This window comes from Ramlibacter ginsenosidimutans (assembly GCF_016654015.1).
Classification (GTDB): Bacteria; Pseudomonadota; Gammaproteobacteria; order Burkholderiales; family Burkholderiaceae_C; genus Ramlibacter; species Ramlibacter ginsenosidimutans.
Genome location: NZ_JAEPWM010000005.1, coordinates 185,450 through 208,987, shown reverse-complemented (window position 1 = coordinate 208,987; position 23,538 = coordinate 185,450). Strand labels below are relative to the sequence as shown.

General features: G+C 66.6%; 23 protein-coding genes and 1 pseudogene. 9 read left to right on the top strand and 15 right to left on the bottom strand.

The annotated features are described in order from the left end of the window. Positions 1-39: 39 nt before the first annotated feature. The 7 genes and pseudogenes from JJB11_RS14055 to JJB11_RS26575 form a co-directional block, all read right to left on the bottom strand. The gene (locus tag JJB11_RS14055) at positions 40-645 is read right to left on the bottom strand and encodes a nucleotidyltransferase family protein (protein WP_201172147.1); all 606 of its coding nucleotides are present in this window, start codon (positions 643-645) and stop codon (positions 40-42) included. A 57-nt stretch (positions 646-702) separates the two neighbouring features. Continuing rightward, on the bottom strand, positions 703-1,536 hold the full coding sequence (locus JJB11_RS14050) for a VOC family protein (RefSeq protein WP_201172145.1): 834 nt from the start codon (positions 1,534-1,536) through the stop codon (positions 703-705). Then, the gene (locus JJB11_RS14045) at positions 1,521-2,423 is read right to left on the bottom strand and encodes an SMP-30/gluconolactonase/LRE family protein (protein ID WP_201172144.1); all 903 of its coding nucleotides are present in this window, start codon (positions 2,421-2,423) and stop codon (positions 1,521-1,523) included. Before JJB11_RS14045 ends, JJB11_RS14050 begins: the two co-directional genes overlap by 16 nt. Before the next feature lie 4 nt (positions 2,424-2,427). Next, positions 2,428-2,874, bottom strand: coding sequence for a cupin domain-containing protein (locus JJB11_RS14040; protein WP_201172142.1), 447 nt, complete (start codon positions 2,872-2,874; stop codon positions 2,428-2,430). Further along, positions 2,871-3,344: a DoxX family membrane protein gene (locus JJB11_RS14035; protein ID WP_201172140.1), complete on the bottom strand. Its 474-nt coding sequence runs from the start codon at positions 3,342-3,344 to the stop codon at positions 2,871-2,873. Before JJB11_RS14035 ends, JJB11_RS14040 begins: the two co-directional genes overlap by 4 nt. Next, positions 3,341-4,585: a GMC oxidoreductase gene (locus JJB11_RS26025; RefSeq protein ID WP_201964843.1), complete on the bottom strand. Its 1,245-nt coding sequence runs from the start codon at positions 4,583-4,585 to the stop codon at positions 3,341-3,343. Before JJB11_RS26025 ends, JJB11_RS14035 begins: the two co-directional genes overlap by 4 nt. A 216-nt stretch (positions 4,586-4,801) precedes the next feature. Beyond that, positions 4,802-4,876, bottom strand: a pseudogene (locus JJB11_RS26575) (NAD(P)-binding protein); the annotation flags it as partial. A gap of 281 nt (positions 4,877-5,157) precedes the next feature. Here JJB11_RS26575 and JJB11_RS14025 point away from each other — a divergent pair. Then, positions 5,158-5,673, top strand: a complete 516-nt coding sequence (locus JJB11_RS14025) for a porin family protein (RefSeq protein ID WP_201172138.1) — start codon at positions 5,158-5,160, stop codon at positions 5,671-5,673. A gap of 91 nt (positions 5,674-5,764) precedes the next feature. On the opposite strand, the gene JJB11_RS14020 is transcribed toward JJB11_RS14025, so the two are convergent. Then, positions 5,765-7,381, bottom strand: coding sequence for an MFS transporter (locus JJB11_RS14020; RefSeq protein WP_377371079.1), 1,617 nt, complete (start codon positions 7,379-7,381; stop codon positions 5,765-5,767). Between the two features lie 279 nt (positions 7,382-7,660). On the opposite strand from JJB11_RS14020, the gene pal reads away from it, so the two are divergent. Continuing rightward, on the top strand, positions 7,661-8,185 hold the full coding sequence (gene pal / locus JJB11_RS14015; RefSeq protein ID WP_201964842.1) for a peptidoglycan-associated lipoprotein Pal: 525 nt from the start codon (positions 7,661-7,663) through the stop codon (positions 8,183-8,185). 112 nt (positions 8,186-8,297) lie between these two features. On the opposite strand, the gene JJB11_RS14010 is transcribed toward pal, so the two are convergent. Continuing rightward, the gene (locus tag JJB11_RS14010) at positions 8,298-8,999 is read right to left on the bottom strand and encodes a phosphatase PAP2 family protein (RefSeq protein ID WP_201964841.1); all 702 of its coding nucleotides are present in this window, start codon (positions 8,997-8,999) and stop codon (positions 8,298-8,300) included. A 91-nt stretch (positions 9,000-9,090) separates the two neighbouring features. Then, the gene (locus tag JJB11_RS14005; RefSeq protein ID WP_201172135.1) at positions 9,091-11,361 is read right to left on the bottom strand and encodes an ATP-dependent DNA helicase; all 2,271 of its coding nucleotides are present in this window, start codon (positions 11,359-11,361) and stop codon (positions 9,091-9,093) included. Between the two features lie 155 nt (positions 11,362-11,516). Between JJB11_RS14005 and JJB11_RS14000 the strand changes: the two genes are divergently transcribed. Beyond that, positions 11,517-12,440: a Tim44 domain-containing protein gene (locus tag JJB11_RS14000; RefSeq protein WP_201172133.1), complete on the top strand. Its 924-nt coding sequence runs from the start codon at positions 11,517-11,519 to the stop codon at positions 12,438-12,440. Between the two features lie 66 nt (positions 12,441-12,506). Beyond that, complete coding sequence (locus JJB11_RS13995; protein WP_201172132.1) at positions 12,507-13,400, top strand: LysR family transcriptional regulator; 894 nt, start codon at positions 12,507-12,509, stop codon at positions 13,398-13,400. A gap of 104 nt (positions 13,401-13,504) precedes the next feature. Here the strand turns inward: JJB11_RS13995 and JJB11_RS13990 are convergent, their stop codons facing one another. Next, positions 13,505-13,711: a dodecin gene (locus JJB11_RS13990; RefSeq protein ID WP_201172131.1), complete on the bottom strand. Its 207-nt coding sequence runs from the start codon at positions 13,709-13,711 to the stop codon at positions 13,505-13,507. Between the two features lie 145 nt (positions 13,712-13,856). Continuing rightward, positions 13,857-14,687, bottom strand: coding sequence for a mandelate racemase/muconate lactonizing enzyme family protein (locus JJB11_RS13985; RefSeq protein WP_277988827.1), 831 nt, complete (start codon positions 14,685-14,687; stop codon positions 13,857-13,859). Positions 14,688-14,897: 210 nt separating this feature from the next. Here JJB11_RS13985 and JJB11_RS13980 point away from each other — a divergent pair, with 210 nt between their 5' ends. Genes JJB11_RS13980 through JJB11_RS13970 form a run of 3 tightly spaced genes read left to right on the top strand, consistent with a single transcriptional unit; the run spans position 14,898 to position 16,636 of the window. Continuing rightward, positions 14,898-15,161 carry a hypothetical protein gene (locus JJB11_RS13980; protein WP_207190009.1) on the top strand — a complete coding sequence of 88 codons (264 nt, stop codon included), beginning with the start codon at positions 14,898-14,900 and terminating at the stop codon, positions 15,159-15,161. Positions 15,162-15,194: 33 nt separating this feature from the next. Further along, a complete protein-coding gene (locus JJB11_RS13975) occupies positions 15,195-16,082 on the top strand; it encodes an MbnB/TglH/ChrH family RiPP precursor modification enzyme (protein ID WP_340643153.1) in 888 nt (295 codons plus the stop codon). Between the two features lie 14 nt (positions 16,083-16,096). Continuing rightward, positions 16,097-16,636 (top strand): hypothetical protein, encoded by a 540-nt coding sequence (locus JJB11_RS13970; protein WP_201172128.1) that lies wholly within the window; start codon positions 16,097-16,099, stop codon positions 16,634-16,636. 223 nt (positions 16,637-16,859) lie between these two features. Here the strand turns inward: JJB11_RS13970 and JJB11_RS13965 are convergent, their stop codons facing one another. Genes JJB11_RS13965 through JJB11_RS13955 form a run of 3 tightly spaced genes read right to left on the bottom strand, consistent with a single transcriptional unit; the run spans position 16,860 to position 20,229 of the window. Next, positions 16,860-18,728 (bottom strand): hypothetical protein, encoded by a 1,869-nt coding sequence (locus tag JJB11_RS13965; RefSeq protein ID WP_201172127.1) that lies wholly within the window; start codon positions 18,726-18,728, stop codon positions 16,860-16,862. Further along, positions 18,725-19,240 carry an ABC-three component system middle component 2 gene (locus tag JJB11_RS13960; RefSeq protein ID WP_201172124.1) on the bottom strand — a complete coding sequence of 172 codons (516 nt, stop codon included), beginning with the start codon at positions 19,238-19,240 and terminating at the stop codon, positions 18,725-18,727. Before JJB11_RS13960 ends, JJB11_RS13965 begins: the two co-directional genes overlap by 4 nt. Next, positions 19,228-20,229, bottom strand: coding sequence for an ABC-three component system protein (locus JJB11_RS13955; protein ID WP_201172122.1), 1,002 nt, complete (start codon positions 20,227-20,229; stop codon positions 19,228-19,230). Before JJB11_RS13955 ends, JJB11_RS13960 begins: the two co-directional genes overlap by 13 nt. Positions 20,230-20,598: 369 nt before the next feature. Between JJB11_RS13955 and JJB11_RS13950 the strand changes: the two genes are divergently transcribed. Next, positions 20,599-21,312 carry a hypothetical protein gene (locus tag JJB11_RS13950; protein ID WP_201172706.1) on the top strand — a complete coding sequence of 238 codons (714 nt, stop codon included), beginning with the start codon at positions 20,599-20,601 and terminating at the stop codon, positions 21,310-21,312. Between the two features lie 508 nt (positions 21,313-21,820). Then, positions 21,821-23,536, top strand: a complete 1,716-nt coding sequence (gene ilvD, locus JJB11_RS13945) for a dihydroxy-acid dehydratase (RefSeq protein ID WP_201172120.1) — start codon at positions 21,821-21,823, stop codon at positions 23,534-23,536. The last annotated feature ends 2 nt before the right edge of the window (positions 23,537-23,538 follow it).

Below are 23,538 nucleotides of genomic sequence, written 5' to 3'. Positions count from 1 at the left end.
GGCCCAGCTCCGCCCAGTGCGCCTGCGTTGATGCAGCCCTCACGCCGCTTCACGAACCTGCAGCCAGTTCCAGCGGCTTTGATAAGACGCGGCCTTTTCCCGAAAGAGCGTCAGATGGGGCGTCAGCGGATTGGGCGTGATGAGCCCGGCGTACAGGATCTCCAGTCCGTTGGGTGCGTAGAGCTCGTGACCGCTGGCCGTGCGACGCACGCCGACACAGGTCGAGGGAATCAGGAACCGGTCGATTCCCTCCCTCGCGGTGGCGAGCTGCGGATAAGGATGGCCGAAGTGCTCCTCGTACCAAAGGTGCACCCGCGCCTGGTTCTTGACCTCGATGGGAACACCGAGGAAACCGAGCAGCCGCTCGACGCGCGCCTGCACGCGCGCCTCGCCGGCCGCCGAAAAATCGTCCGCGTCGAAGTAGAAGATGTCGTAATCCTTGATCCCTTCGTGCGGCAAGCGGCCGGACTGGAGGTTCCACACGGTCTGGAAGAGGCATCCGGCCACCAGCCAACCGTCCGGCAATGCGAGATCGCTCCACGCATCCAGGATGGCGCGGTTGAAACGGTTACGGACGATCTCGGAAACGAAGCGTTCCGCTTGAAGGGATAGGGGACTCACTGCCGGATTAAGCCACGGCGCCATTGTTCGGATGCAGCAGCGCTGGCCGCCGATGGCAACGCTCAGCGGGTCACGTTGATCTCAGCCAGGAGGCGATCCTTTGTCAACTCTGGTGAGCAGATGGAGATGGCCATCGGGGTCGCGCAGCAATCCGTCGCGGTCAGCGCTCCACACGACGCGGGTGGCTGCCACGTCGTTCGCAGCCAGGTGCCCTGCCCTTCGAGGGGATGGCGAGCGGTAGCCGAGCAGCTCGAGGTGCGGCGTCCCGATCGCAGGCATCAGCGGCACGACATCCACTTCGGCGCCGGCGAGTGCATCGAGTGCGGCCTGGGTCGGACCGTGGTTCAGCATTCGACCTTGCGTGGACAGGCCCAGCGCTTCGTAGAAAGCGCGGGAGGCCTCCACGTCGGCGACCGAAATGGCGCTGTGATCGATGCCAAGCAGGCCGGCCTTGCGCGGTGAGCCGGCGAACTGCAGCAGCTCCAGCGGATGTCCCTCCGGATCGCGGAACTTGACGGCGGTCACGCCGCCCGAGGACTCCGGCAATGTCACGGGCCCGCCGACGGAAATCGTCGCTGCGCCCAGCGCGCGAGCGCGCGACCAGGCGGCGGCCGCATCGTCGGTGACGAGTGCCAGATGCTGGAAGCGGCTGTCCGCGCCCGTGACGTTCGACGGATAAGGCTGCCCCGGCGGGTCGAAATGATCCAGCTCGATGCGCTGATCGCCAAGCGACAGGGTTCGCCGCCAGCCGACGCCCTGCAACCCGAGCAGCGTCATTTCCGCGGCGGGGATCGCTTGCGGCTCGCCCGCGGCGAAACCGAGTCCCGTATAGAAGGCCACGAGCCGCGCCGGCTCGCGGGTCACCAGCCGGAACGCGAGGATGGCCGTGAGACTGGCCGTCACGGGCGAACGCATCCGCGCGCGTTGGTGTAGATCGCCATCAGCGTGTGCGAGGCGCAGACGAACAGGCGCGACCGGTTGCGGCCGCCGAAGCACACGTTGGCCACCGGCGATGGTGTGAGGATCTTGCCGAGCAACTCGCCCTGCGGGCTGATGCAGTGGACGCCATCGCCCGCGCTCGACCAGAGATTGCCCTGCTCGTCGACACGAAAGCCGTCGGCAGCGCCCGGCGTGACGCTGTAAAAACGTTCGCCGCCCGAAAGCTTGCCGTCTTCGCCAACTGCGAAGCGGCGGATGCAGCGCGGCGCTGCGTCGTCGAACTGGTCGCCGGTCTCGGCGACATAAAGCCAGCGCTCGTCCGGCGAGAAGGCCAGTCCGTTCGGGTTGACGAAATCGGCCGTAGCGATGCGCAGCTCTCCGCTGGCCGGATCGAGCCGGTAGAGCGTCGGCGGCAATTCCTGCTGCTGCTTGCCGCCTTCGTAGTCGGTGCTGATACCGTAGATCGGGTCGCTGAACCAGATCGTCCCGTCCGACTTGCAGACGATGTCATTGGGCGAATTGAGGCGCCTGCCGTCGCGATGGCTGGCGAGCACGGTCACGGTTCCATCGAACTCGATGCGCGTGACGTTGCGGTGGCGGTGCGAGCAGGTGAGCAGGCGTCCCTGGCGGTCGCGCGCGTGGCCGTTGGCGAAGCCGGAGGGCTGGCGGAATACCGAGATGCCGCCGTGTTCGCTCCAGCGCAGCACGCGGTCGTTGGGCAGGTCGCTGACGTACAGGCAGTCATGGTCCGCGAACCACACCGGTCCTTCCAGCCAGCGATAGCCGGTGCCGAGTGTCTCCAGCGGCGCATTGGCCAGCACCAGTGCGCGAAAACGCGGATCGCAGATCTCGATGCTGTCCATGCCGCTACCTCACGTGGCAAGGTGCGCGCACAGGATCGACATGGAGCTGCACCGTCATCAGACAGCACGGCTCGTTGCCGACGGTGCCGGAGCGGTGGCCCTTCCTGCCGCCCTGCTCGACGCAACCCTGGTCTTCGCCGAGCGAGAACTCGCCCGGCCCCTGCTCGATGCGCGTGCCATCCATGCTCTCGATGAACCAGCGTCCCGACAGGACCACGATCCATTGCGGCGCCGGATTCTCGTGCCACTCGCCCACCCAGCCGACCGGCTGGACGGTGAAGACGACGCTGGCCTCGGAGCGCGGCTGGGGATTGTTCCACTGTGCATCCGCATCGCCAACGCGGTGCGGACCGTAGTGGTCGAGACGGCACTGGCGCTGGTGGCTGACGCCTTCCTCGTCGACCCACAGATGCCAGTACGGAACGCTGGGGCGGGGACCGAGATCGCTCATGGCTTCTCCATGCGTGCGGCGTAGGGATGGCTGGATGCCAGCGGATGCGCGAGGAAAACGGCCAGCCCCGATCCGTCGGTGCCGACGGTCAGGAGCAGGAACCCGGCGGCGAGCGACAGGTTCTTCAGGAAATCCCAGAACAGCGTCCGGCCCCGGCCGCCTGCGTCGGACCAGAAGTCGCCCTGGGCCCAGAAGCGTTTCCACAGGATCGCGGTCGCGGCGCAATACGCCGCCATCGCCAGCGCACACGCCCGGTCCGCGACACCGGTGACGATGCCGAGCGACATGAACACTTCGATGCCGAGCCCGCAAAGGATCGCGGCGATCGCGAGTGGGCGCCAGGGGAACGTCTCGCTCGCCTGGCGGACCGCGCCCTCGAAGTTCAGCACCTTGTCCAGGGCGCTGAAGGGCAGGAACAGCAGGACCAGCCCACAGCGCACGGCCAAGGCCGCCATCGCAGCACTGCTCACAGCCGCTCCCTGATGCGGTCGGCGACCCGAAGTGCGTTGGCGATGATGGTCAGCGTGGGGTTCACCGCGCCGATCGACGGAAAGAAACTGGCATCGGCCAGGTACAGGTTGTCGACCTCGTGGGCGCGGCAGTCGAGGTCGAGCACCGACGTGGCGGGATCGGTTCCGAAGCGCGCCGTACCCGCCTGGTGGGCGGTGCCGTCCAGCAGGATGTCCTTGCCGAAATAGAGACTGCGTTCCAGCAGCACGTGCGGATGGCCGGCCTCGGTGAGCACCTGCTTGAGTTTGCGCTTGAGATGGTGCAGCGCCTGGGGATTGGTCTCGTGCTGATCCAGGTGGACCATGCCGTCCTTGTAGTAGATACGGTTGTCCGGATGCGGCAGGTCTTCGGCCTGCAGCCAGAAATCCATCGAGTGGCGCGCGATCTGTTCGAAGGGCATCCGGGGCAGCCATTCCAGCCATTCGGGCAGCACCTCGCCCCGGATCTGCGGAGCATGGCTGGTGGCGCACATCTGCACGAGTCCGAGCGGATGCGGCCAGTCGTCCGCGCCGAAATAGAAATCGCTGAACGCAAGCGTCTTCTGGAACACCGTGTCGTTGGCCTGCGGCATGACCGCCATCAGCACGCTCATGTGATGGCGCATGTAGTTGCGTCCCACCTGGCCAGAGCCGTTGGCAAGGCCGTCGGGATGCTGATCGTTGGCCGATCGCAGCAGCAGCAGCGCCGAGGAGAGCGCACCGCAGGCGACCACGACGATGTCGGCCGAATAGATCTCCTCGCCACCGTTGCGCGTCACATGCACGGCGTCGACCCGGCGGCCGGAAGCATCGGTGCCGAGGCGGGACACATAGGCGTTGGTCATCAAGGTGACGTTGTCGTGGGCGGCCAGCATCGGGTCCACGCAGATGACCTGGGCGTCCGCCTTGCCATTGAGCAGGCACGGGAAGCCGTCGAAGAAGCTGCAGCGCATGCAGACGCTGGTGGGCGTCGGAGTTCCATCGGGCTTCTCATCGAGAAGGATGCCAAGCGGCAGATGGAACGGGTGCAGCCCGATAGCACGCAGGTCCGCGTCCAGCTGGGCGATCCTGGGCTCGTGGCTCACCGGCGGGTGCGGATAAGGCGTGCTCGCCCACGGTTCGAGCGGATCCTCCCCGCGCTGCCCGTGGACGTGAAAGAGCCGCTCGGCCTGCGCGTAGTACGGCTCGAACACCGCGTAGTCCAGCGGCCACGCGGGAGACACCCCACCGGCGTGCAGAACCTCCCCGAAGTCGCGCTCGCGCAGGCGCAGGAGCGCACCGCCGTAGACCTTGCTGTTACCACCGACGAAGTAATGCAGGGCGGGGCTGAACGTCTTGCCCGTGGCGTTGGTCCAGGTCTCCCGCGCCTGATAGATGCCGTCGACGAAGACCGCCTGGCTGCTCCAGTTCTTTTCCGAGCGCGGCAGGTAATCGCCCCGTTCCAGGATCAGGATGCGCTTGCCCGTCGGTGCGAGGCGCTGCGCGAGCGATGCGCCACCCGGCCCGCTGCCGATGACGATCAGATCGTAGTGGTCGTGGATCAGACTGAGAACTCCCGCGGACGGACCCGAGCCCCTCCGGTTGCTTCGTCCATGATGGCACCGATCTGCCGCGCCGGGAGGCGAGATCCATGGCCAGGAGCGGCTCAGGAGTTACACGCGCGGCCTTCCGCTTGCACGCTGCACATGCTCTTTACCGGCGCTACATCCGCCGGTACCGAGCGGACAAGTGCGCCATGCAAACTGGCGCGGCCCGCAGCTGATGCGGGTCTTAGAACCAAAGTGAAAGAAGCAAGATGAAAGTTATCGCGATCGCGACTGCTGCAGCGAGCCTGCTGCTGGGCGTTGCCGCCCACGCGCAACAAGCCCCCGCTGCCGGACCCCTGTACGGCGAGCTCGGTTATTCCTGGACCCAGATCCACGGCAACGGCGTGAAGGCCACGCCGGGCGCCGTGCGCGGCATCATCGGCTATGACGTGCACCCCAACCTGGCTGTCGAAGGCATGCTGGAAGGCGGCACGGGCCATGACACCGACAACGGGATCACCGCCAAACTGAAGTCCAGCTATGGTGTCTTCGTCAAGCCCAAGTACGACTTCGGCAACACCGAAGTGTTCGCCCGAGTGGGCTTCGCCCGCACCAATGTTGGCCTGTCCACCGGTGACGTCTCGTCCAACGACTTCGCCTACGGCGTCGGCGCCAAGTACAACGTCACGCCCAGGGTGAATGTCGGCCTCGACTACACCCGTCTCGCCGACAAGGACGGCGTCAAGGTGGACGGCGTGACGCTGGGACTCGGCTACCGCTTCTGAAGGATTCGCAGCTGAGGGTGCATGCCCCAGGCTGCGAAGGACGCCCACCGCCGGTGGGCGTTTTGCTTTGTGCCACTGCGCAGATGCCCTCTCAGGGCTCGTGCAGGTAACCTTCCTCGACTCCCGCCTTCACGCTGGAAGTGCGGAAACTGATCCGCGGCATCGTGCGGGTGCTCAGGAAACTGGCGAGACCCACCGCGATGGTCAGCCAGAAGCCGACGTGGATCGCATGCACCAGCGCCTCATGCGCCATCCCGATCAACGCCGCGCCGTTGTAACCCGTTGCGGTAAGCTGGCCGAGAAGTGTGGCCTGGCGCTCCTGGCTCAGAAGGATCTCGGGATTCGCGAGTTGCTGCTGCCAAGTGGCGCCGCCGGACTCGCGCGCGAATGCATCGGCGACCGTGCGGCGGTAGACCCAGTTCACCGTCGCGCCCGTCAACGCCGTTCCCAGCATCGCGCCCACCATGCGCTGGCTTTGCAGGAGCGCGATGCCGATACCGACGTCCTTGCGCGGTGCAGCCTGCTGCATCGTGATCGTGAGGTTCGGCATCGTCAGGCCCATGCCGATGCCGCCGATCATCATCACGGCCACCAGGAAGGCATGTGACGAGTGCGCGTTGGCAAGCAGCATGCAGGCCGTGCACAGGGTCGTGAGTGCGAAACCCAGGTTCACCATCAGCGCGGCGTGCGGGATGCGCGGCAGGATGCGCGCGTTGCATACGTTCGACACCATGATGAAGGCCACCAGTGGCGTGACCAGCATGCCGGCCGTGCGCGCGGAGAGATCAAAGCCACCCTGGAACATGAGCGGCACATACACCAGCAGCGAGAACTGCATGAACCCGTTGGTGGCGGCCAGGAGAAACATGCTGCGCAGGGACGCATTGCGCAGCAGCGCGCCCGGGATCAGGGGATGCGCGACCCGGCGCTCCCAGTGGAACAGCGCCGCGAATGCAATGACGCAGAGCACCGCGATCGCCACCATGCCGGTCGTGAAGCCGTGCTGCGGCGCAAGTTCCACCAGCAGCTGCAGGCTGCCCAGCCCGGCCGCGATCATCGCGGCACCCGGCCAGTCGATTCGCGTCTTCTCGCCGGACGTGCCGTGGCGCACGTGCGGCAGGAAGCGCCAGACCGCGGCCAGTGCAACCAAGCCTATCGGCAGGTTGATGTAGAAGATCCACCGCCAGCCAGGGGACTGCGTCAGCGCGCCGCCCAGCGATGGACCGAGCGTGTTCGCCAGGCCGAAGGCGGACGCCATCATCATCTGCCAGCGCAGGCGAACGTGCGCATCGGGAAAGAGGTCCACGATCGACGCGAAGGCGCTACCCACCAGCATGCCACCGCCGACGCCCTGCAGCGCGCGCGCCGCAACCAGCGCGTGCATGTTGCTCGCGTAACCGCAAAATGCCGACGCCGCGCAGAAGATGACGATGGAGGCGAGCACGAAGGGCCTGCGTCCGAACTGGTCACCCAGGCGCCCGACGACGGGCACGGTGATCACCGAGGTCAGGAGATAGGACGTCGCGACCCACGCATAGAGATCGAAACCATGAAGTTCGGTGACGATGGCGGGGAGCGCGGTACTGACCACCGTCTGGTCCAGCGCCACCAGCGTTGCAACGCAGCACAGGCCCAGCATGGCCATGAGGGAGTCCCGGTTGGAGAGCGTCTGTCTGCTCGAACGGGACGGTTCTTGGTGAGAAATCAATGGCGGCGGGCAGTAGCAATACTCGCTGGGGATCATGCCTCCGGTTCGGTGGCTCAACAGGTCGGTAACGAAAAAAAACGCGGGCCACGGCACCGCGCGCGCGAGCTTCCTTCGGAAGCGGTGCGTCAGGTGCAGCTCAGCGCATTCCCGCTAGGATGAATCGCGGAGCGATCCGCTCCCGCGCTGCCAGCGGCAAGCCCGAGACGCCGATGCCTTCTTCTCCATTGGATTTGCACAAATTCTGTTGTAGAGTTGCGCGTCAAATTTCGGGAGCCTCCCTTGCGTTTTCCGCTGATCCTCATCACCGCCTCCCTGGGCCTTGCTGCCTGTTCGACGCCGCCGAAGCCCGCGCCGGTGACATCGGCACCCGGTGTCGCTGCGGCTTCACCGGCGGCCTCGGTCGCGCAACCGGCTGCCGCAGCGCCTGGGACGCTCAGGCCCGAATACCTGGACCCGAGCAGCGCGATTGCCAAGCGCCGCAGCGTGTATTTCGGTTTTGACGACAACGCGATTCGCCAGCAGGACCGCGATGTGATCGAGCTGCAAGGCCGCTATCTGGCCTCGCACCCGGGCGTGTCGGTACGCGTGGAGGGCAACACGGACGAACGCGGCAGCGCCGAATACAACCTGGCGCTTGGCCAGCGCCGGGCCGACGCCACCGCGAAAGCCCTGGAGGTGTTCGGCGCGCGTTCCTCGCAGCTGGATGCCACGAGCTGGGGCGCGGAAAAGCCGGTTGCGGCCGGCCATGACGAGGCGGCGTGGGCGCAGAACCGGCGCGCCGACGTCGTCTACCCGAGCAAGTAAGCGCCTTCGGCGGCGCGGTTCAGGTGCTCCTGCCCTCGCCGCCGTTGTCCGCGCCGAGGCTTCCCACCGCCCGCGACGTGCCGGCGCGAGCCGCGCACGGCTGCAACTCTCGCTAGCTCGCCTGCGTCCCCGAATCCGCGCGGATGAGCCGCGTCATGGCGCGGCTGCCGCAGGCGAGCAGCGCCACCGCCGCCACCACGAGGCCGCCGGCGACGTCGATCGCGACGTGCTGGCGTGTCGCCAGCGTGGAATAGACGATCGCGGCGCACCACAGCCAGCTGGCGCCGCGCACCCATGGCGGCGCGGAAATGCTGCGCAGCTCGCCCGCGATGATGGCGCCGCTGTACACCGCGAACGCGACATGAAGGGAAGGAAAGGCATTCCCGCCCCGGTCCGCGGTCTTCAGCACCTGCAGCGCCGGGTAATCCGACCAGTGCACGCCGAACGCCGGCGTGGTCGTGGGAAAGAACCAGTAGGTCGCGAGCCCCAGGAAAGCCATGATCAAGGCGCCGCTCACGTACTTGCGCACTCCCGCCAGGTCGCGCGCGAGGGCAGGTGCGAGCGCGACGTACACCCACAGCGAGGCATACGGAAGCAACGCCGACTGGCTCACGCCGACCCAGTGGTCGACGGCCGTCATCGGCACGGTGACGGCGTGCGTCGCCCGGCTTTCCTGCGTCCAGAAATACAGCAGGAAGAAGCCCCAGATTCCCCCGATGGTGCCCGTCATCTTCAGCAGCCACAGCGTCTGGAGACGGTGGAGCAGCGACCCGGTCCAGGACAGGGCCAGCGGACTCGCGTTGTTTGACTTCATTCTTCCTTCGTCGGTGCCACGGCGGCGACCTGCACGCTGCATTGTGGCAAACGGCGGGCCCGCACGGTGCAATCGCCTCGTTCGACGCGGATCACGCCAGGCGCCCCGGCGCGATCCGCCACCACTGCGGCAGCAAGCCGCGCACCGCCGGACGTGCGAAGCGGTCGTCGATCAGGTAGACCACCCCCTGGTCCTCCTGGGTGCGGATCACGCGGCCGGCAGCCTGCACGACCTTCTGCAGGCCCGGATACAGGTACGTGTAGTCGTAGCCGGCCCCGAACACCGCATCCAGGCAGGCCTTGAGCTGCTCGTTGCGGGGGTTCACCTGCGGCAGGCCCAGTGTCGCGACGAATGCTCCCACCAGGCGGTCGCCGCGCAGGTCGATCCCCTCGCCGAAACTTCCGCCCAACACGGCGAAGCCGATCCCCGCGCCTGCGGGAACGAAGCGGTCCAGGAAGGCGCTGCGCTGGCCTTCGTCCATGCCACGCGCCTGCACCCACATGGGGATGTCGGCATGGCACCGGCTGAAATCCGCAGCGACCATGTCGAGGTACTGGAAGCTGCTGAAGAAGGCGAGATAGTTGCCGGGCCGACGCGTGAACTGGTCGGTGATCAGCCGCACGATCGGCGCGATGGAGCGATGCCGATCGGGATAGCGCGTGGAGATGGTGCTGACCAGGTGCACTTCCAGCTGCTCGGGCCGGAACGGGGATTCCACATCGATCCAGGCCGCGTCGGCGGGCAGGCCCAGCATGTCCATGTGGTAGCGCGGCGGGTTCAGGGTGGCGGAAAACAGAGTGACCGCGCGCGCTGCCGCAAAGCGCGGTTTCAGGAAGGACGCCGGGACCATGTTCTGGATGCGCACGGTGGTGGCGTCACGCCCGGCGGCCTTGGCGTGCGTGACCTCGAGCGAGGAGTGCGACCCGAATGTCTCGGCGAGGCGCGTGAACCCCAGGATGTCGAAGTAGGCCTGCTGCAAGCCGGCGTCCGCCGCACCGGGTGCGGACTCCGCGAGTTGCGCCTCGATCGCGAGCGTCGCCTGCTTGAGTGCGACCAGGAAGCCGCCAGGCAGCGATGCGAGCTTCCCCTCCGCTTGCGTATCCGCCTTGCGCAACGCACTCCACTGGCGCCCGAGCTTCGCCAGGGCCTGGCGCACCGGTGCCGCCGCCGTCGACCGCACGGTGCGCAAGGAAGCCTGCTGAAGCGACGCCGAGTACATGGACCGCGCACGCTCCACGAGGTTGTGGGCTTCGTCCGCGAGCACGCCGACGCGCCAGTCGCCGGCGACCGTCATCGCGTACAGCATCGCGCTGCCGTCGAACCAGTAGTTGTAGTCGGCCACCATCAGGTCGGCCCAGCGGACCAACTCCTGCGAAAGGTAGTAGGGGCAAACGTGGTGCCGCAGCGCGACGTCGCGAAGCGTCGCGCCGTCGAGGAAGCGTTCGTCGAGTGCTGCGTCGCGTGCGGCGGGTAGACGGTCGTAGAAGCCACGCGCCAGCGGACAGGCGTCGCCGTGGCAGGCCTTGTCGGGATGTTCGCACGCCTTGTCACGCGCGGTCAGTTCCAGCACGCGCAACGGCATCGCAGGCGCACTTCGTCCCAGCAGCGCTGCAGCATCCAGCGCCAGCCGCCTGCCGGTCGTCTTCGCCGTGAGGTAGAAGACTTTGTCCACGCCGTGTGCAGGTGCAGCCTTCAACATGGAGAAGACCGTGGCGATGGTCTTGCCGATGCCGGTGGGCGCCTGCGCCAGCAGGCAGCGACCGGCCGTCACGCCGCGGTACACGGCGGCCGCGAGCTCCCGCTGCCCGGGACGAAAGCCCGCATGCGGAAAGGCCAGCGCCGCCAGCGCGAGGTCGCGTTGCCGGCGATGCTCCAGTTCTCGTTCGGCCCACGCCAGGAACTCGCGGCAGCGGTCCTCGTAGAACACGCGCAGCGATTCGGCGGAGTGCGTTTCGACGAAGCAGGTTTCCTGCTGTGTCGTCACGTCGAAGTACACGAGGGCGAGGTCGATCTGGTCCAGGCCGCGTTCCTGGCAGAACAGCCATCCGTAGACCTTGGCCTGCGCCCAGTGCAGGAGGCGGTGGTTGCCCGGCTGCCGGCGCAGGTCGCCGCGATGGGTCTTGATCTCTTCCAGCCGATTCGCGTGGGGGTCGTAGCCGTCGGCGCGACCGCGCACGACGAGCGGCCCGAATTCGCCGCGCAGGCTGATCTCCGTCTCGTAGCCGGGGCCGCGGCGGCCGGCAACCAGCTGGTGCCCGGCCATCCCTTCCTGCGCGCTGGGCGAGGGCGTGAACCGCAGGTCCAGGTCGCCCCGCTTCGCGGTGAATTCGCACAGCGCGCGAACGGCGACCGAGTACTGCATGGGCGGATGGTAATGCGGCCGGAGGCCAGGGTCGCCCATGCGGCGGCGCCGGACTTCGGTTTTTCGGGAAGGACCGGCAGGAATCCTCTGCTTTTTCGCGGCGCTTGCAGGGGCTACCCTGCGCTGCCTGACCCCACACCTCTCGAAGGAGCACCATGAAACGAGCACTCGCCCTCCTCGCCGTCGTCCTGACGCTGGGGATGGCCGTGAGCCTGGACGCCGAAGCCCGGCGCCTGGGCGGCGGCAAATCCAGCGGGATGCAACGGCAGAACGTGACCGCGCCGGCCGCCACCCCCGGCGGCAGCCCGGCGCACGCGCCGACGCAGGCCGCGCCCGCCACGGCCCCCACTGCCGCCGGCGCTGCCGCCGCCGCCGCACCCAGGCGCAGCTGGATGGGCCCCCTCGCGGGCCTCGCCGCCGGCCTGGGCATCGCCGCCCTCGCGTCGCACTTCGGCTTCGGCGAAGCGCTGTCCAACGTGCTCACCATGGCACTCGTGGCCATGGCCGTCCTGGCGCTGATCGGCTTCGTGATGCGCAAGCGCGCGGCCCCGCAGGGTCCGGCGCTGGCCGGGGCCGAGATGCCCCGCGCCGCCCAGGAACCGGGCGTGTTCCGCAATCCGCTGCAACAGGCGCCGCAGGGCGGCTCGCTGATCGGCTCGCGCATCGGCGCCAGCAGCGCGCCTGCGACGGCGGCCGTGGGCACCATCCCTGCGGACTTCGACATTGCGGCCTTCGTGCGCAACGCCAAGGCGCAGTTCATGGCGCTGCAAGCGGCCAATGACGCGCGCGACCTCGAGCGCCTGCGCGACTTCCTCACCCCGGCCATGTTCGAGGTGGTGCGAGCCGATCTCGTGGAGCGCGGCGACGCCCCGCAGCACACGGAGGTATTCGGCCTGGAGGCGCAGGTGCTGGACGTGGCGCAGGAAGACAGCCGCTACATCGTCAGCGTGCGCTTCACCGGCAGCATCCGCGAGCAGGCAGGCACCCTGCCCGAGGACCTGCACGAGGTGTGGCACCTGGAAAAACCGCGCACGGGCTTCGGCGGCTGGGTGGTCGCCGGCATCCAGCAAGCGGCCTGAGCGCGATGCACGCCTGTGAGCGCTGCCCCCGCCAGGGACGCGCCCGGCTGAGGGCACACTCGGGCCATGGCAGCTCCCATCAACTACCGCCACCTCTACTACTTCTGGGTCGTGGCCAAGGAAGGCGGCATGGGCCGTGCCGCCACGCGGCTGGGCATGGCGGTGCAGACGGTGAGCGCGCAGGTGCGCGCGCTGGAGCAGTCGCTGGGCCACGCCCTGTTCCGCCCGGCCGGTCGCGGCATGGCGCTCACCGAGGCGGGCGTGGCCGCGATGACGCACGCCGACCAGATCTTCCAGCTCGGTGAGCAACTTCCTGCCGCCGTGCGCGAAGCGGCGACCGGGCAAGGCAGGCGCCTCGCGGTCGGGATCCCCGACGGCCTGCCGAAGCTGGTGGTGCCCCACCTGCTGCAGCCGGCCGTGGACGGCACCGGCGTGCGGCTCCTGTGCCACGAGGACGAGTTCGACCGCCTGCTGGGCGACCTCGCGCTGCACCGGCTGGACGCCGTGCTCTCCGACCGCGCCGCTCCGCCCAATCCCAACCTGCGCCTGTACAGCCATGCCCTGGGCGAAGCGTCGCTCGCGTGGTTCGCGCCGGCGGCGCTGGTGAAGAAAGGGGGCAAGCGCTTTCCCGAGTGCCTGGCGGACATGCCCCTGCTGCTGCCCACCGGCCACGCCGCCGTGCGCCCGCGCCTGGACCAATGGTTCGAGCGCCACGGCTTCCGCCCGCACGTGGCCGGCGAGTTCGAGGACAGCGCCTTGCTCGCCACCTTCGGCCGCAGCGGCATGGGCGCGTTTCCCGCCTCGCGCTGGTCGCGCGCCGAACTGCTCGCCGACAAGGGGCTGCGGCTGCTGGGCGACACGCCCGAGCTCGTCGAGCACTTCTTCCTGATCTCGGCGGAGCGGCGCATCCAGCACCCGTTGGTACAGAAGCTGGTACAGGGCGGGCGGGAAGTCATGTAGCAGGCGCGCATGAGCGCGACATCCTGTTCGCCCATCCGCGCAACAAGCCGTCCGCGAGCCTGCAAGGGCCGGGTCTGGCGCCGGCCCGAATTCGGTCCCTCAGCTCACTCGAGCGTGAACCCGACCTTCATCGTCACTTGCCAGTGGGCGACCTTGCCGTCTTCGATGTGGCCTCGGGTCTCCACGACCTCGAACCAGTGCATATTGCGGACGGTTTCGCTGGCCTTGGCGATGGCCGTGTTGACGGCATCTTCGATCCCCGAGGGCGAGGATCCGGTGAGTTCCAGGATCTTGTACACGTGGTGTGGCATGGCACCTCCTGACGGTCGACTGATCGTCCAGCCCGCCCCGTGGGAAGGGCACGAACGGAGGCTAAGTATGTCCGCTTTCGACCCTTGGCAGCCGCCCCCCCTCGACAGGTCTGGCTCTGGCGGATCCGGGAGCGGTGCGAGCGGCTTACTGGTCGACCACGAATCCGTCGTAGTGGGGCCGCATGCTGATCGGCTTGACCAGCGGCGGGCGGATCTTCTGCGCGTCCGGGAGCAGGTTCATGCCCAGGCCCGGTCCGGACGGGATGTCGACGAATCCCATGTTCGGCCGCGGTACGTGGTCGACGATGTCGCTGCCCAGGTGCTCGGGCCGCGATTCAAAGATGCCGGCTTCGAAACCCGTCGCGTACTCCTGGATCGCGAAGTTCGGAATCGCCGCGTCCAGCTGCAGGCAGGCCGCCAGGCCAATCGGGGACAGCGGGTTGTGCGGCACCACCTGCACGTGATGGGCCTCGGCCATGGCCGCGACCTTCTTCGCGCCGGTAATGCCGCCACACAGACACAGGTCCACCCGCGCGTACTCCACGCCACCGCGCGCCATCAGCGCCTGGAATTCGTAGATGTTGGCGAAGCGCTCGCCGGTCGCGATCGGGATGCCGATCTTCTCGGCCACGCGCGCCATGGCGTCCGGGCCTTCGGGGCGGATCGGGTCCTCGATGAACATCGGATGGGTGTCCTCGATGCCGCGCGCGAACACGATCGCCTCCGCGGGCGTGAGACGCCGGTGGATCTCGATCAGCAGGTCCACACGGTCGCCGACCACGTCGCGCATGCGGCGGGTGTTGTCGATCGCGTCGCGCATCTTCTTGATGTGCGTCTTGAAGCACCCTTGTTTTCGGCAACTGCCGATCCCAGAGCGGACAGGGCGAGAGTACCAGGCAAGCGCATTTGTGGCGCTTCCGCTGGCGTGCTGCACATATCCCTTACCGCTCGTCGCGGTGCACGCCGTCTCTCCCATCTGGCATATACGGAGCGAGAAGCCGCTGCCTAAATTGACTTATGGCTTCTTGATCTCACCTGCGGCGAGGACCCGATGCAGTAGGCACAAAACCATATGGCCGCACTGAAGCGGACGGAGTACGGCGCCTGTCTCAATGCCGGTCCCCAGGCGCCAGCCATGCGAACTGGACCGGCGATCACCAGGGCCCTAGCGGCCGGGAGTTGCAACATGGAAACTCAATCCAAAGCTGCTGTATCCAGCGCGAAATTAACCGGTAACAATCACGTGAAGATCGTCGTCAGCGAAGGGCGTGTGACCCTCGACGATTTGCATCGGGCGCTGGATCTGGCGATCAAGCAGTTCGTGCCACATGGCGGCTGCAACTGCGGCCTTACCGGCTTCGATCTCAGCTTCCTGCGCGGAGACCCCGGTCTTGCGCATGAGCTGACGCAAGTGCCCAACATCCAGGGGGGCTTCGTCGAGCGCTTCTGAGAATGCCGTTCGACCAGCTTACAGAGATCCGCGATGTACGCAGCTACGTCTCCGATTGCCGCGGCACGCCCAGGCCGCGTGCCCGCTCTCGGCGTCAGCTACGAAGGGCGTGACCCCGAGTTGTTGTCCATGATGCTTGCACACGTGGACTACCTCGAGGTCACGCCTGAGACGATCGCCGAGGTACGCGGCGAGCAGATCGTACTCAGTCCCGAAATCGTGACCGAGCTGAAGAACGCCGGGCGCGATGTGAAGATCGTGGTGCATGGCGTCAGCCTGTCCATCGGTTCGCACAACGGTTGGCAGTCCACCTACCTGCGATTGTTGGACAAATTGATGTCGCAGGTGAATGTGAGCTGGCACAGCGAGCACCTTGGGTACACGCGGGTGGATGACCAGCATCTGGGCATCATGCTGGCGCTGCCGCGGACCGAGCAGGTGCTGGACCTGGTATGCGAACGCGTACTGCGCCTGAACTCCACGTTCGGCATTCCGTTCCTGTTGGAGAACATCGTGCACGTGCTCCCGCCCTATCCGCAGGGGTACTCGCCCGCGGCGTTTCTCAATGCGATCGCCGCGCGCACAGGGTGTGGACTGCTGCTGGACATATACAACCTGGAGTGCGATGCGCATAACCACGGGCTGGACATACCAGCCTTCCTGGCAGAATTGAACGGGCGCGCGGTACGCGAGCTTCATCTGGCCTGCGGCGTCGAACACAACGGCTTTCTGTTGGATGTGCACTCGAAGCTGGTGCGGCCGTGCACGGTGGCGCTGGCGCAGCAGGTCCTCACGGGGGTGGCGCCGCAGGCCGAACTGGTGGTCTACGAATTCATGCCCGAGGCCGTGCCGGGACTGGGCCGCGAGGCCATCGGGTGCGAGCTGGCGCGGCTGCGCGATTCGTTAGGCGGGGCCTGTTGAAACCATTAGCGCCCATGAAAGACCTTGCTCGCCACCAGCGCGCGCTCCTGGCCCTGCTGCGCAGGGGTACGCCCCCGGACCCCGAAGATGATCCCTATCTGCACCGCGTCGCAGCATCGCCAGATCTGGCGGAGGCCCGCGGAAACATCTTGTTCTGGCGCATCTACGTCCTGGAGCGTACATGCGTTCTTACCGTAGCGCTTTTGCGCGGGCGACGAACGCTGACCGCGACATTGCACGACTTCATTGCCGGCCACAACCTGTCTCCCTTCCGCGAATTCCAGCCGAGAGCCTTTCTCGCGTGGCTCTCGGTGTCCGGCGATCCAGTCCTGGCGGCCGTGGCTAGTTTCGAGATGGCCCTTACTGCGGTGCGCGAAGGCGACACCACGGCCTACGAGGTGCATTGGCCAGTCGACCCACATCTGGTGTTAGACGCACTGACGCGTGGCAGCCCACTTACGGAGCCGCTGCCGCAAACCGCGTGGGTGGCCCGTGTGTGCCACGCAATACCTGGTGGCTTCTCCCTGGACCCATCCGGAAACGCTGGAACTTGAATGGCTGCTTCGGCCGAAAGCGGACTTCTGCTCGGTCGCAACTGGGGCGGCAACGTCCTTTGGCTGCCACTCCGAGCGGCAGGCAAGAACGACTGCTTTGCAGCGGGAGCGGTCACCGGCCCTGAAACCGCGAGCGGCGGCTATGCGCCGTTTCCGGGTCTTCGACCACCGTTGTTGAACTCATGCGGTCAATCGCTGAGTGACGGGACGGTCGCCGTACACGTCAACCGGTATGGCGGGCAAGAAGCCCACTGCGTCCGTCGCCGTCCAGACCGGTGAAGAGCTCGACGTACGCCAAGCCGTCGATCGCGGCCGGCGGGTCGGAGTTTTCGATGACGATCACCTGCAATTTCTCCTCCAGCGTGGCGAGATGCTTGTAGAACTTCTCGGCGAGGCTTGTTGCCTTCAGCGCCTTCTCGTCATCCGACAGATCGCCATGCTTTGACATCAGCGGCTCACGGTACGTCAGCAGCGGGGTGTCGAGCACCAGGAATCCGGGATGTGGCAGGCCCCTGTCAATGCAGTGCACGGCCACGGCCACGTTGAAGGCCGCATGCAGCACGGCGCGGACCCCCTTGCCGTTAGCGTCTCTGGACTTACCGGCGACGGTGATGTCGTTACCCTTTGCGTCGAACTGGATCTTGTCGGCATCCGGAAAGCCCCACTCGGTCAGGACCGCTTTGACGGTCTCGCCGAACTCGAAGAGCACGGTGGATTCGGGACCAACTGGAAGAGGGTCACGCTCGCTCTTTGTGGATACCGCGTCGATCTCTGCCCGGAGGGCAACTAGCTTTTCTCGCCGTATGTGCAGATCAATCAGTTTGCCCAGATCTGCGCGCTGGGTGCTGTAGTCGTCGAAGCTGTTCCGCAGCGACGCTTCCGTCGGACGTAGGTCCAGGGCGCGCTGATCGAACTGTCTGATTTGCTCCTCGAGCAACGCGATGGAGTTCGCGAGCTCCACTGCCTCGGTGTGCAGCGAAGCGACGACGTGCGCCAGTTCGCGCTGCTCACGCTCAATCTTGCGTGCCTCGGCTGCCGCAGCCGTGTGCGCCATCGAAATCTCTTCGGCAGCGTGTTGGTGCTTCTGCGCGCCGGGCGGGGCGCCGCAAACCGGGCAATCACGGCCAGCCGCGGCCGCCAGCAGGCTGCCGCCCTCCTCGATGGAATGCAGCCGGTCCAAATCGGAGCTGTAAACCGCCTGCAACTTGGCGAAGCGCTCCAGGGTGATGTCGAGTTCTGCAGCTCGCGCGGTGAGTTCCTGGCGGCGGTCAGCCGCGGCACGCCGCTCGGTCGCGTTGTCATCAAGCATCGCCTGCACAGCCTGCAGCTCGGCAGTGGTCATAGCGCCACTGGCTTCAAGTTCCGCGAGCTGAGCGTCCGCCTGCGCCCGGTCTGCCGGCGCGTCGCCGAGATCTTTGTCGAACTGCGCCAGCATCTCGTCGACGAGCTCAAGTTTGGCCGCCTTAGCGGCAGTCCGCGCGGGTTCGGTGGGGACAGTCACCGTAGCCGCGTCGTCCTGACCGGTGAGGAGCAGCTTGAAAACGTTTTGATCAAGGGTGCGCTCTGTATAACTGTTCGACACGTGTACCGGGCTGCGCTTGGACATGATGTCCTCCTCGCCAACCACCGCGAATTTCGCCAGTACGCGGAAGGCGAGCTGTTCCTTCTCACCGCTAGCGTTTCGCACGATCCACCGGTCCTGCAGGCCCAAAGTCTCGAGGATCCGGTAGGAGACAGAGTCGGTTGCCTTCGCACTGTGCTTCCCCGACAGTGTCTCGCCCTTGCCGGTCGGGTGCGAGGTAATGAGACCCGGGAAGAGCTTAAGTTTTCCACCCCTGGTCGCGCGATACAGGGTGAACTCGCCTTGATCGCCAAGGGTCAGGCCGAGCCAGCCCGCGTCGTAGGCCTTGATCTCGTCGATCTTTGGAAGTTTGGAAACCGCGCCGAGCATGAAGAGCACCGCTTCCAATGCGAACGACTTGCCGGTGTTGGACGCGCCGTAGACGATGTTCAGGCCGTCGGCAAATTGAAGTTTGGCAGGCTCAATGTTGGGGCCGGTGAAGGCCAGGTGGCGCAGCCGGATACCGTTCATGCGCGTGTTCCGGCAAACGTCTCTTCAACGCGAAAGTCGGCGGTCCACCGCCCGATTCGCTTCTCCATTTGTTCGCGCATCTCTCCGGCGGGATTGTTAACGAAGCGCTCGGCTATCCACAGGGCGCGCTCCTTAAGCGCGAGGGAATAAGGCGCCTGCAGCAGGTCGAGGTAAATTGGGGCCTCGTCGCTCGCACCGAATGTGATGCCGTCTTCAGTCTCGAAGACGTCGACGAGGTGCAGCTGCTGCATTAGCCGAAGGCTCTTCTCTACCAGCGGACGTCTCACGACGAGCTCGGCCGCGCGGTTGGGCAGGTCCGGGTGCAGGCTGCTTGGGGCATCTGGGTCGTCCAGATCCCCGGTGTGCACGACCACGTGATCGAGCCAAGTCATCTCCAGCAGATCGCAACGCCGCGGATGAAAGGCCTCCAGCACGACCAGCGCGCGGATGCCCGTCTCCAGCGTGCTGTTGAACGGGTGCGTGCTGGGCGCCTGTCTGTCTACCGATCCCATGGCATGACCCCTTCGTTGGCAAGCAGGTGGCAGGTGCCCTGCTTGACCTGCGGCCCGGCATGCCGGCCTAGCACGCCGGAAGCTTGCAGCAGGGCGGCCTGCTGCATGACCTTGTTCAGGCGGGCAAACTTGTTGGTGTGATCGGCCTCGTGGACGTCGATGACGCCGTGGTGGATCTCGTCACGAAACGTCTGGACGAACTCCTCCGGGGTCGAGTCTCGGTAGAAGCGGTCAAACGCCGTGGCGTCGAAGAAGCGCGTGCGCTGGATCTTCAGATGCGGCCCCACATCGGGGCAGGCCAGCGCGGCCTTGGGGTCCGGGTAGGTGCCCGGCCCCCGCTCTTCGTACACCCTCAGCAGTTGGCCGAGGTAGGCCGACTCGGCGGCTTGGATCGCGGTGGGCACGACGCCCCTGGGGCTCTGGCCGGGATCGGCATCGAACCATTTGACCAGCGCCGGCATGCATGCCGGATCTTTGGCCAGCAGCCTGGCGTCCAGCCAGTGGACGTTTGCGAAATCGAACGCCCTGATCTTGGCCTGGATCTCCGGCGTCAGCTTCACCGTCGCTTTCTCCACCAGATCACCCGCGAGGTACGTGTCCCAGCGATCCAGAAACTCCTGCTTTAGCCGGCTTGGGTGCGCGACGAACTCGCGGACCTTGCGCACGACGCCCAGGGGAGCCACGAAGGTGTAGGCCCGCGGCAGCTCGTAGGCGCCTGCCGCCGAGTGCATGAAGATCTTGCCCAACTCTATGAACAGCGCCTTCTCGGACAATGGCTTGCTGAGCTGCTTGCATTGGAAGTTGTCCCATGGCCCGTCCATCCGACGGTCGTTGACGTAGCCCGTGACGTCGCGGCCAAGGTCGCCCGTACCGCTCCACCGCTCGTGCGAGTGGTATTCCCTGCAACGCTGGTGCAACCAGTCGTCGACGAAGTCCTCGAGCTCCGCCGCGGTCAGCACGGAAATCAGTCCGGGGTAGTTCTTGTGCAATGGGACTCCTCCCAGGTCTAGTTCTAGATTGGTCTCGATCTGGTGGACCAATGGTAGCGAAACTTGAAGCGGTCCTCGGCTTCAGTGCGGCGCCGGCCCCGGCCGGTCGCCGATGCGCGGGGCTCATACGAGCCGCTGCGCATCGAATGTCGGGTGACGAACGCAGCGGTCGCTTGGGCGTCTGCCCTGAATGACTCTGACCAGTCTCAAGCGGTCGCACAGCGACGTGCCGACGCGATGGCGGTCGGCCGGAGTGGAAGCCACTTCGCGGTTTCCGCTCCAAGGCAGTCATTGAATTAACCCGGGCTGTAGAAGCGCCACCGACGACAACGGGTCGGAAGCAGACCCTTGGATAATCCGGCGGTGGCGATGCCGTTCTACGAAGACTACTTCGACCTGCAGCTGCGTTTCGCGGCGCGCTACGCGGAGCTCGTCGGCCTGTCGCTGACCGAAGCGATCGACAGGTGCACCAATCTGCGCCGCCGGTTTGGTCTGTGGGGTGCTGCAGGCGACGAGCGATGGAACGGGTTTTTGCGCCGGGTCGCAGGTCACGCCACACACCAGGACATCCTGCGGGTGGCGATCACCATGCACGAATGTCGCTCGTCGTCGATGCCCTCTCCCTTCGGATGCTTCACGTATGAATCGCCCGATTCGCAGGGCATCCTGCGCCTGCACTTCATGCCTGACGAGCGCCATCGGCAGGCAAGCCCTCTCGCCGAGAGCTGCCTGCCGGAACGACGCGCCGAGCTGAGGGCGCTGGTCATGGAGGTGCGGCGGCTCCACCCCGGCTTGCGGCGAGTGCGAGGCATTTCGTGGCTCTATCACGTCCAGGCATACAGGAATCTGTTTCCGCCCACGTATGCGGCGTCCGTGCAGCCGACGACGGAGGCTTTGAAGTTGACCGGCAGTTCCACATGGGGACAGGTCCTCGACTATCGGCATCGACTGAGGCCAGGCATCGCGGATCGTGTGCTGTCCGTGCTTGGCCCCTCTACGGCACATGCGCCGTGGCTCGCTTTTCCGTGCCAGCCGCTGTCCGCAGTGGGACCGGCAGAAGACTTCTTCGCTTGGTTCGCCTAGCGCTGGCGTCGCTTCATGTCCGGCTTCCGGCCAATCGAGATCCATCAACTCGGACGTCGGCCAATGTCAGGTATCCGCACCAGCGGTCATCGGGCGGCCAAACCTGACCGACCGCCCCCAGTCTGAAGCGGTCATTCACCGTCGCAGCGCACGGCCGGAAAAGATCCACCGGCGCGGTAGCAGCCTGACGGCTGCTACCGGCGCATGGCAGACACTCCCCAGTACACGCGAAGGCGGCATCTTTCTCGCGGCCGCAAAGCGAGCCGCCTTCTACGCCAACGAGGGCTCCTGGTCTCCGGAGATAATGAAACCAGGAAAGTCCTGCTGCCGATCCAGACTGTGGGCGACGCCGTCCCCCGTATCACGCTCGACGAGGAACTCGCCAGGAACCACAGATGGGCCAGCTTCATCGCCGTGGGCAGCGCTGCAACTGCATGCTGACGTTCACGGGCGCGCGAAGTTCAAAGGCGCGCGGCGGCGCCCCGGCAAAATCCACAACTGAAACTCCATGACCGACAACACCAAGCGCCGCTTCCGCTCGGCCACCATCTACGACGGACTGGTGCGCGCCACCACGCGCAGCTTCCTGCTGGGGCTGGGCATGGACGACGACGAGATCCAGCGCCCGCACATTGGCGTGTTCCACACGGGCGGAGAGATGAGCCCGTGCAACGCGAACCTGCGCGAACAGGCGCAGCACGCCAAGACCGGCATCTACGCTGGCGGCGGCATGCCGCACGAGTGCCCCGTGGTGTCGATCTCCGATGGCCTGACCATGGCGCATTCGGGCATGCGCTTTTCGCTGATCTCGCGCGAGCTGATCGCAGACAGCGTGGAAGCTTCCACGCGCGGTCACCAGTGGGACGGCATCTTCGCCATCGGCGCCTGCGACAAGAACCTGCCCGGCCTGATGATGGGCATCGTGCGCTGCAACGTGCCGGGCGTCTTCGTGCACGGCGGCGCTGCGATCCCCGGCCAGGTGGAAGGGCGCGACGTGAACGTCGTGAACACCTACGAGACCATCGGCAAGGTGCTGGCGGGGGCGGCGTCGCGCGAGGACCTGGACACGATGAGCCATCACTGCCTGCCCACCGCCGGGTCGTGCGCGGGCCAGTTCACGGCCAACACGATGGGCATGGTGTCGGAAGCGCTGGGGCTCGCGCCCATCGGCTCGTCGATGGTGCCGGCGGTGTTCGCCGAGCGTGCGCCGCTCATGCGCCGGGCGGCGCAGCAGCTGATGGCCGCCGTGATGGGCGACTCGCCCCTGCCGCGCGACATCGTCACCCGCCAGGCGCTGGAGAACGCGTGCGCCGTCGTGTCCGCCACTGGCGGCTCCACCAACGCGGCCCTGCACCTGCCCGCCATCGCGCATGAGGCCGGGATCCGCTTCCACCTCGACGACGTCGCCGAGGTGTTCGCGCGCACGCCGCTGATCGGCAACCTCAGCCCGGGCGGCAAGTACCTCGCCCGGGACGTCTACTACGCGGGTGGCGCGCAAGTCATCCTGCGCGAGCTGCTGGCGCACGGCTATTTGCACGGGGGCGCGCTCACCTGGACTGGCCGCACGCTGGCCGAGGAACTCGAAGGCGCGGCGGCGCCGGACGGCGAAGTGGTCAAGCGCGTCGAGGACGCGATCTCGCGCGACGGTGGCCTTGCGGTGCTGAAAGGCAACCTCTGCCCCGACGGCGCACTGCTGAAGATCGCCGGCCTCAATACGCTGGTGCACAGCGGCCCCGCGCGCGTCTTCGAGAACGAGGAAGAAGCGCAGGCCGCGGTGCAGAACCGCCGCTACGAGGCCGGCGACGTCATCGTGATCCGCAACGAAGGCCCGAAGGGCAGCCCCGGCATGCGCGAGATGCTGGGCATCACGGCGCTGCTTTACGGGCAAGGCATGGGCGACAAGGTCGCCCTGCTCACCGACGGCCGCTTCTCCGGCGCGACGCGCGGACTGTGCATCGGCTATGCGGGACCCGAGGCTGCGGCCGGCGGCCCGATCGCCGCGCTGCGCAATGGCGACCGCATCCACATCGACGCCCGGCCCGAGGCCCGCAGCATCCGCGTCGACCTCACCCCGGAGGAGATGGCGGAGCGCCTGGCGCAGCGGGCATTCCCCAAGGCACCCCAGGGCGGATTGCTGGAAAAATACGCGGCAAGCGTGCGCCCGGCCTGCCAGGGCGCCGTCACCCATTCCGGCGCAGTCACGTGGCTGCGCGATGAATCCTGAAC

Bases quoted from the DNA above. Each gene is read 5' to 3' on its own strand.
- JJB11_RS14055 (WP_201172147.1), bottom strand. From the start codon at position 645: ATGGCGCCGTGGCTTAATCCGGCAGTGAGTCCCCTATCCCTTCAAGCG.
- JJB11_RS14050 (WP_201172145.1), bottom strand. From the start codon at position 1,536: ATGCGTTCGCCCGTGACGGCCAGTCTCACGGCCATCCTCGCGTTCCGG.
- JJB11_RS14045 (WP_201172144.1), bottom strand. From the start codon at position 2,423: ATGGACAGCATCGAGATCTGCGATCCGCGTTTTCGCGCACTGGTGCTG.
- JJB11_RS14040 (WP_201172142.1), bottom strand. From the start codon at position 2,874: ATGAGCGATCTCGGTCCCCGCCCCAGCGTTCCGTACTGGCATCTGTGG.
- JJB11_RS14025 (WP_201172138.1), top strand. From the start codon at position 5,158: ATGAAAGTTATCGCGATCGCGACTGCTGCAGCGAGCCTGCTGCTGGGC.
- JJB11_RS14010 (WP_201964841.1), bottom strand. From the start codon at position 8,999: ATGAAGTCAAACAACGCGAGTCCGCTGGCCCTGTCCTGGACCGGGTCG.
- JJB11_RS14005 (WP_201172135.1), bottom strand. From the start codon at position 11,361: ATGCAGTACTCGGTCGCCGTTCGCGCGCTGTGCGAATTCACCGCGAAG.
- JJB11_RS14000 (WP_201172133.1), top strand. From the start codon at position 11,517: ATGAAACGAGCACTCGCCCTCCTCGCCGTCGTCCTGACGCTGGGGATG.
- JJB11_RS13995 (WP_201172132.1), top strand. From the start codon at position 12,507: ATGGCAGCTCCCATCAACTACCGCCACCTCTACTACTTCTGGGTCGTG.
- JJB11_RS13990 (WP_201172131.1), bottom strand. From the start codon at position 13,711: ATGCCACACCACGTGTACAAGATCCTGGAACTCACCGGATCCTCGCCC.
- JJB11_RS13985 (WP_277988827.1), bottom strand. From the start codon at position 14,687: ATGGGAGAGACGGCGTGCACCGCGACGAGCGGTAAGGGATATGTGCAG.
- JJB11_RS13980 (WP_207190009.1), top strand. From the start codon at position 14,898: ATGGAAACTCAATCCAAAGCTGCTGTATCCAGCGCGAAATTAACCGGT.
- JJB11_RS13975 (WP_340643153.1), top strand. From the start codon at position 15,195: ATGTACGCAGCTACGTCTCCGATTGCCGCGGCACGCCCAGGCCGCGTG.
- JJB11_RS13970 (WP_201172128.1), top strand. From the start codon at position 16,097: ATGAAAGACCTTGCTCGCCACCAGCGCGCGCTCCTGGCCCTGCTGCGC.
- JJB11_RS13965 (WP_201172127.1), bottom strand. From the start codon at position 18,728: ATGAACGGTATCCGGCTGCGCCACCTGGCCTTCACCGGCCCCAACATT.
- JJB11_RS13960 (WP_201172124.1), bottom strand. From the start codon at position 19,240: ATGGGATCGGTAGACAGACAGGCGCCCAGCACGCACCCGTTCAACAGC.
- JJB11_RS13950 (WP_201172706.1), top strand. From the start codon at position 20,599: ATGCCGTTCTACGAAGACTACTTCGACCTGCAGCTGCGTTTCGCGGCG.
- ilvD (WP_201172120.1), top strand. From the start codon at position 21,821: ATGACCGACAACACCAAGCGCCGCTTCCGCTCGGCCACCATCTACGAC.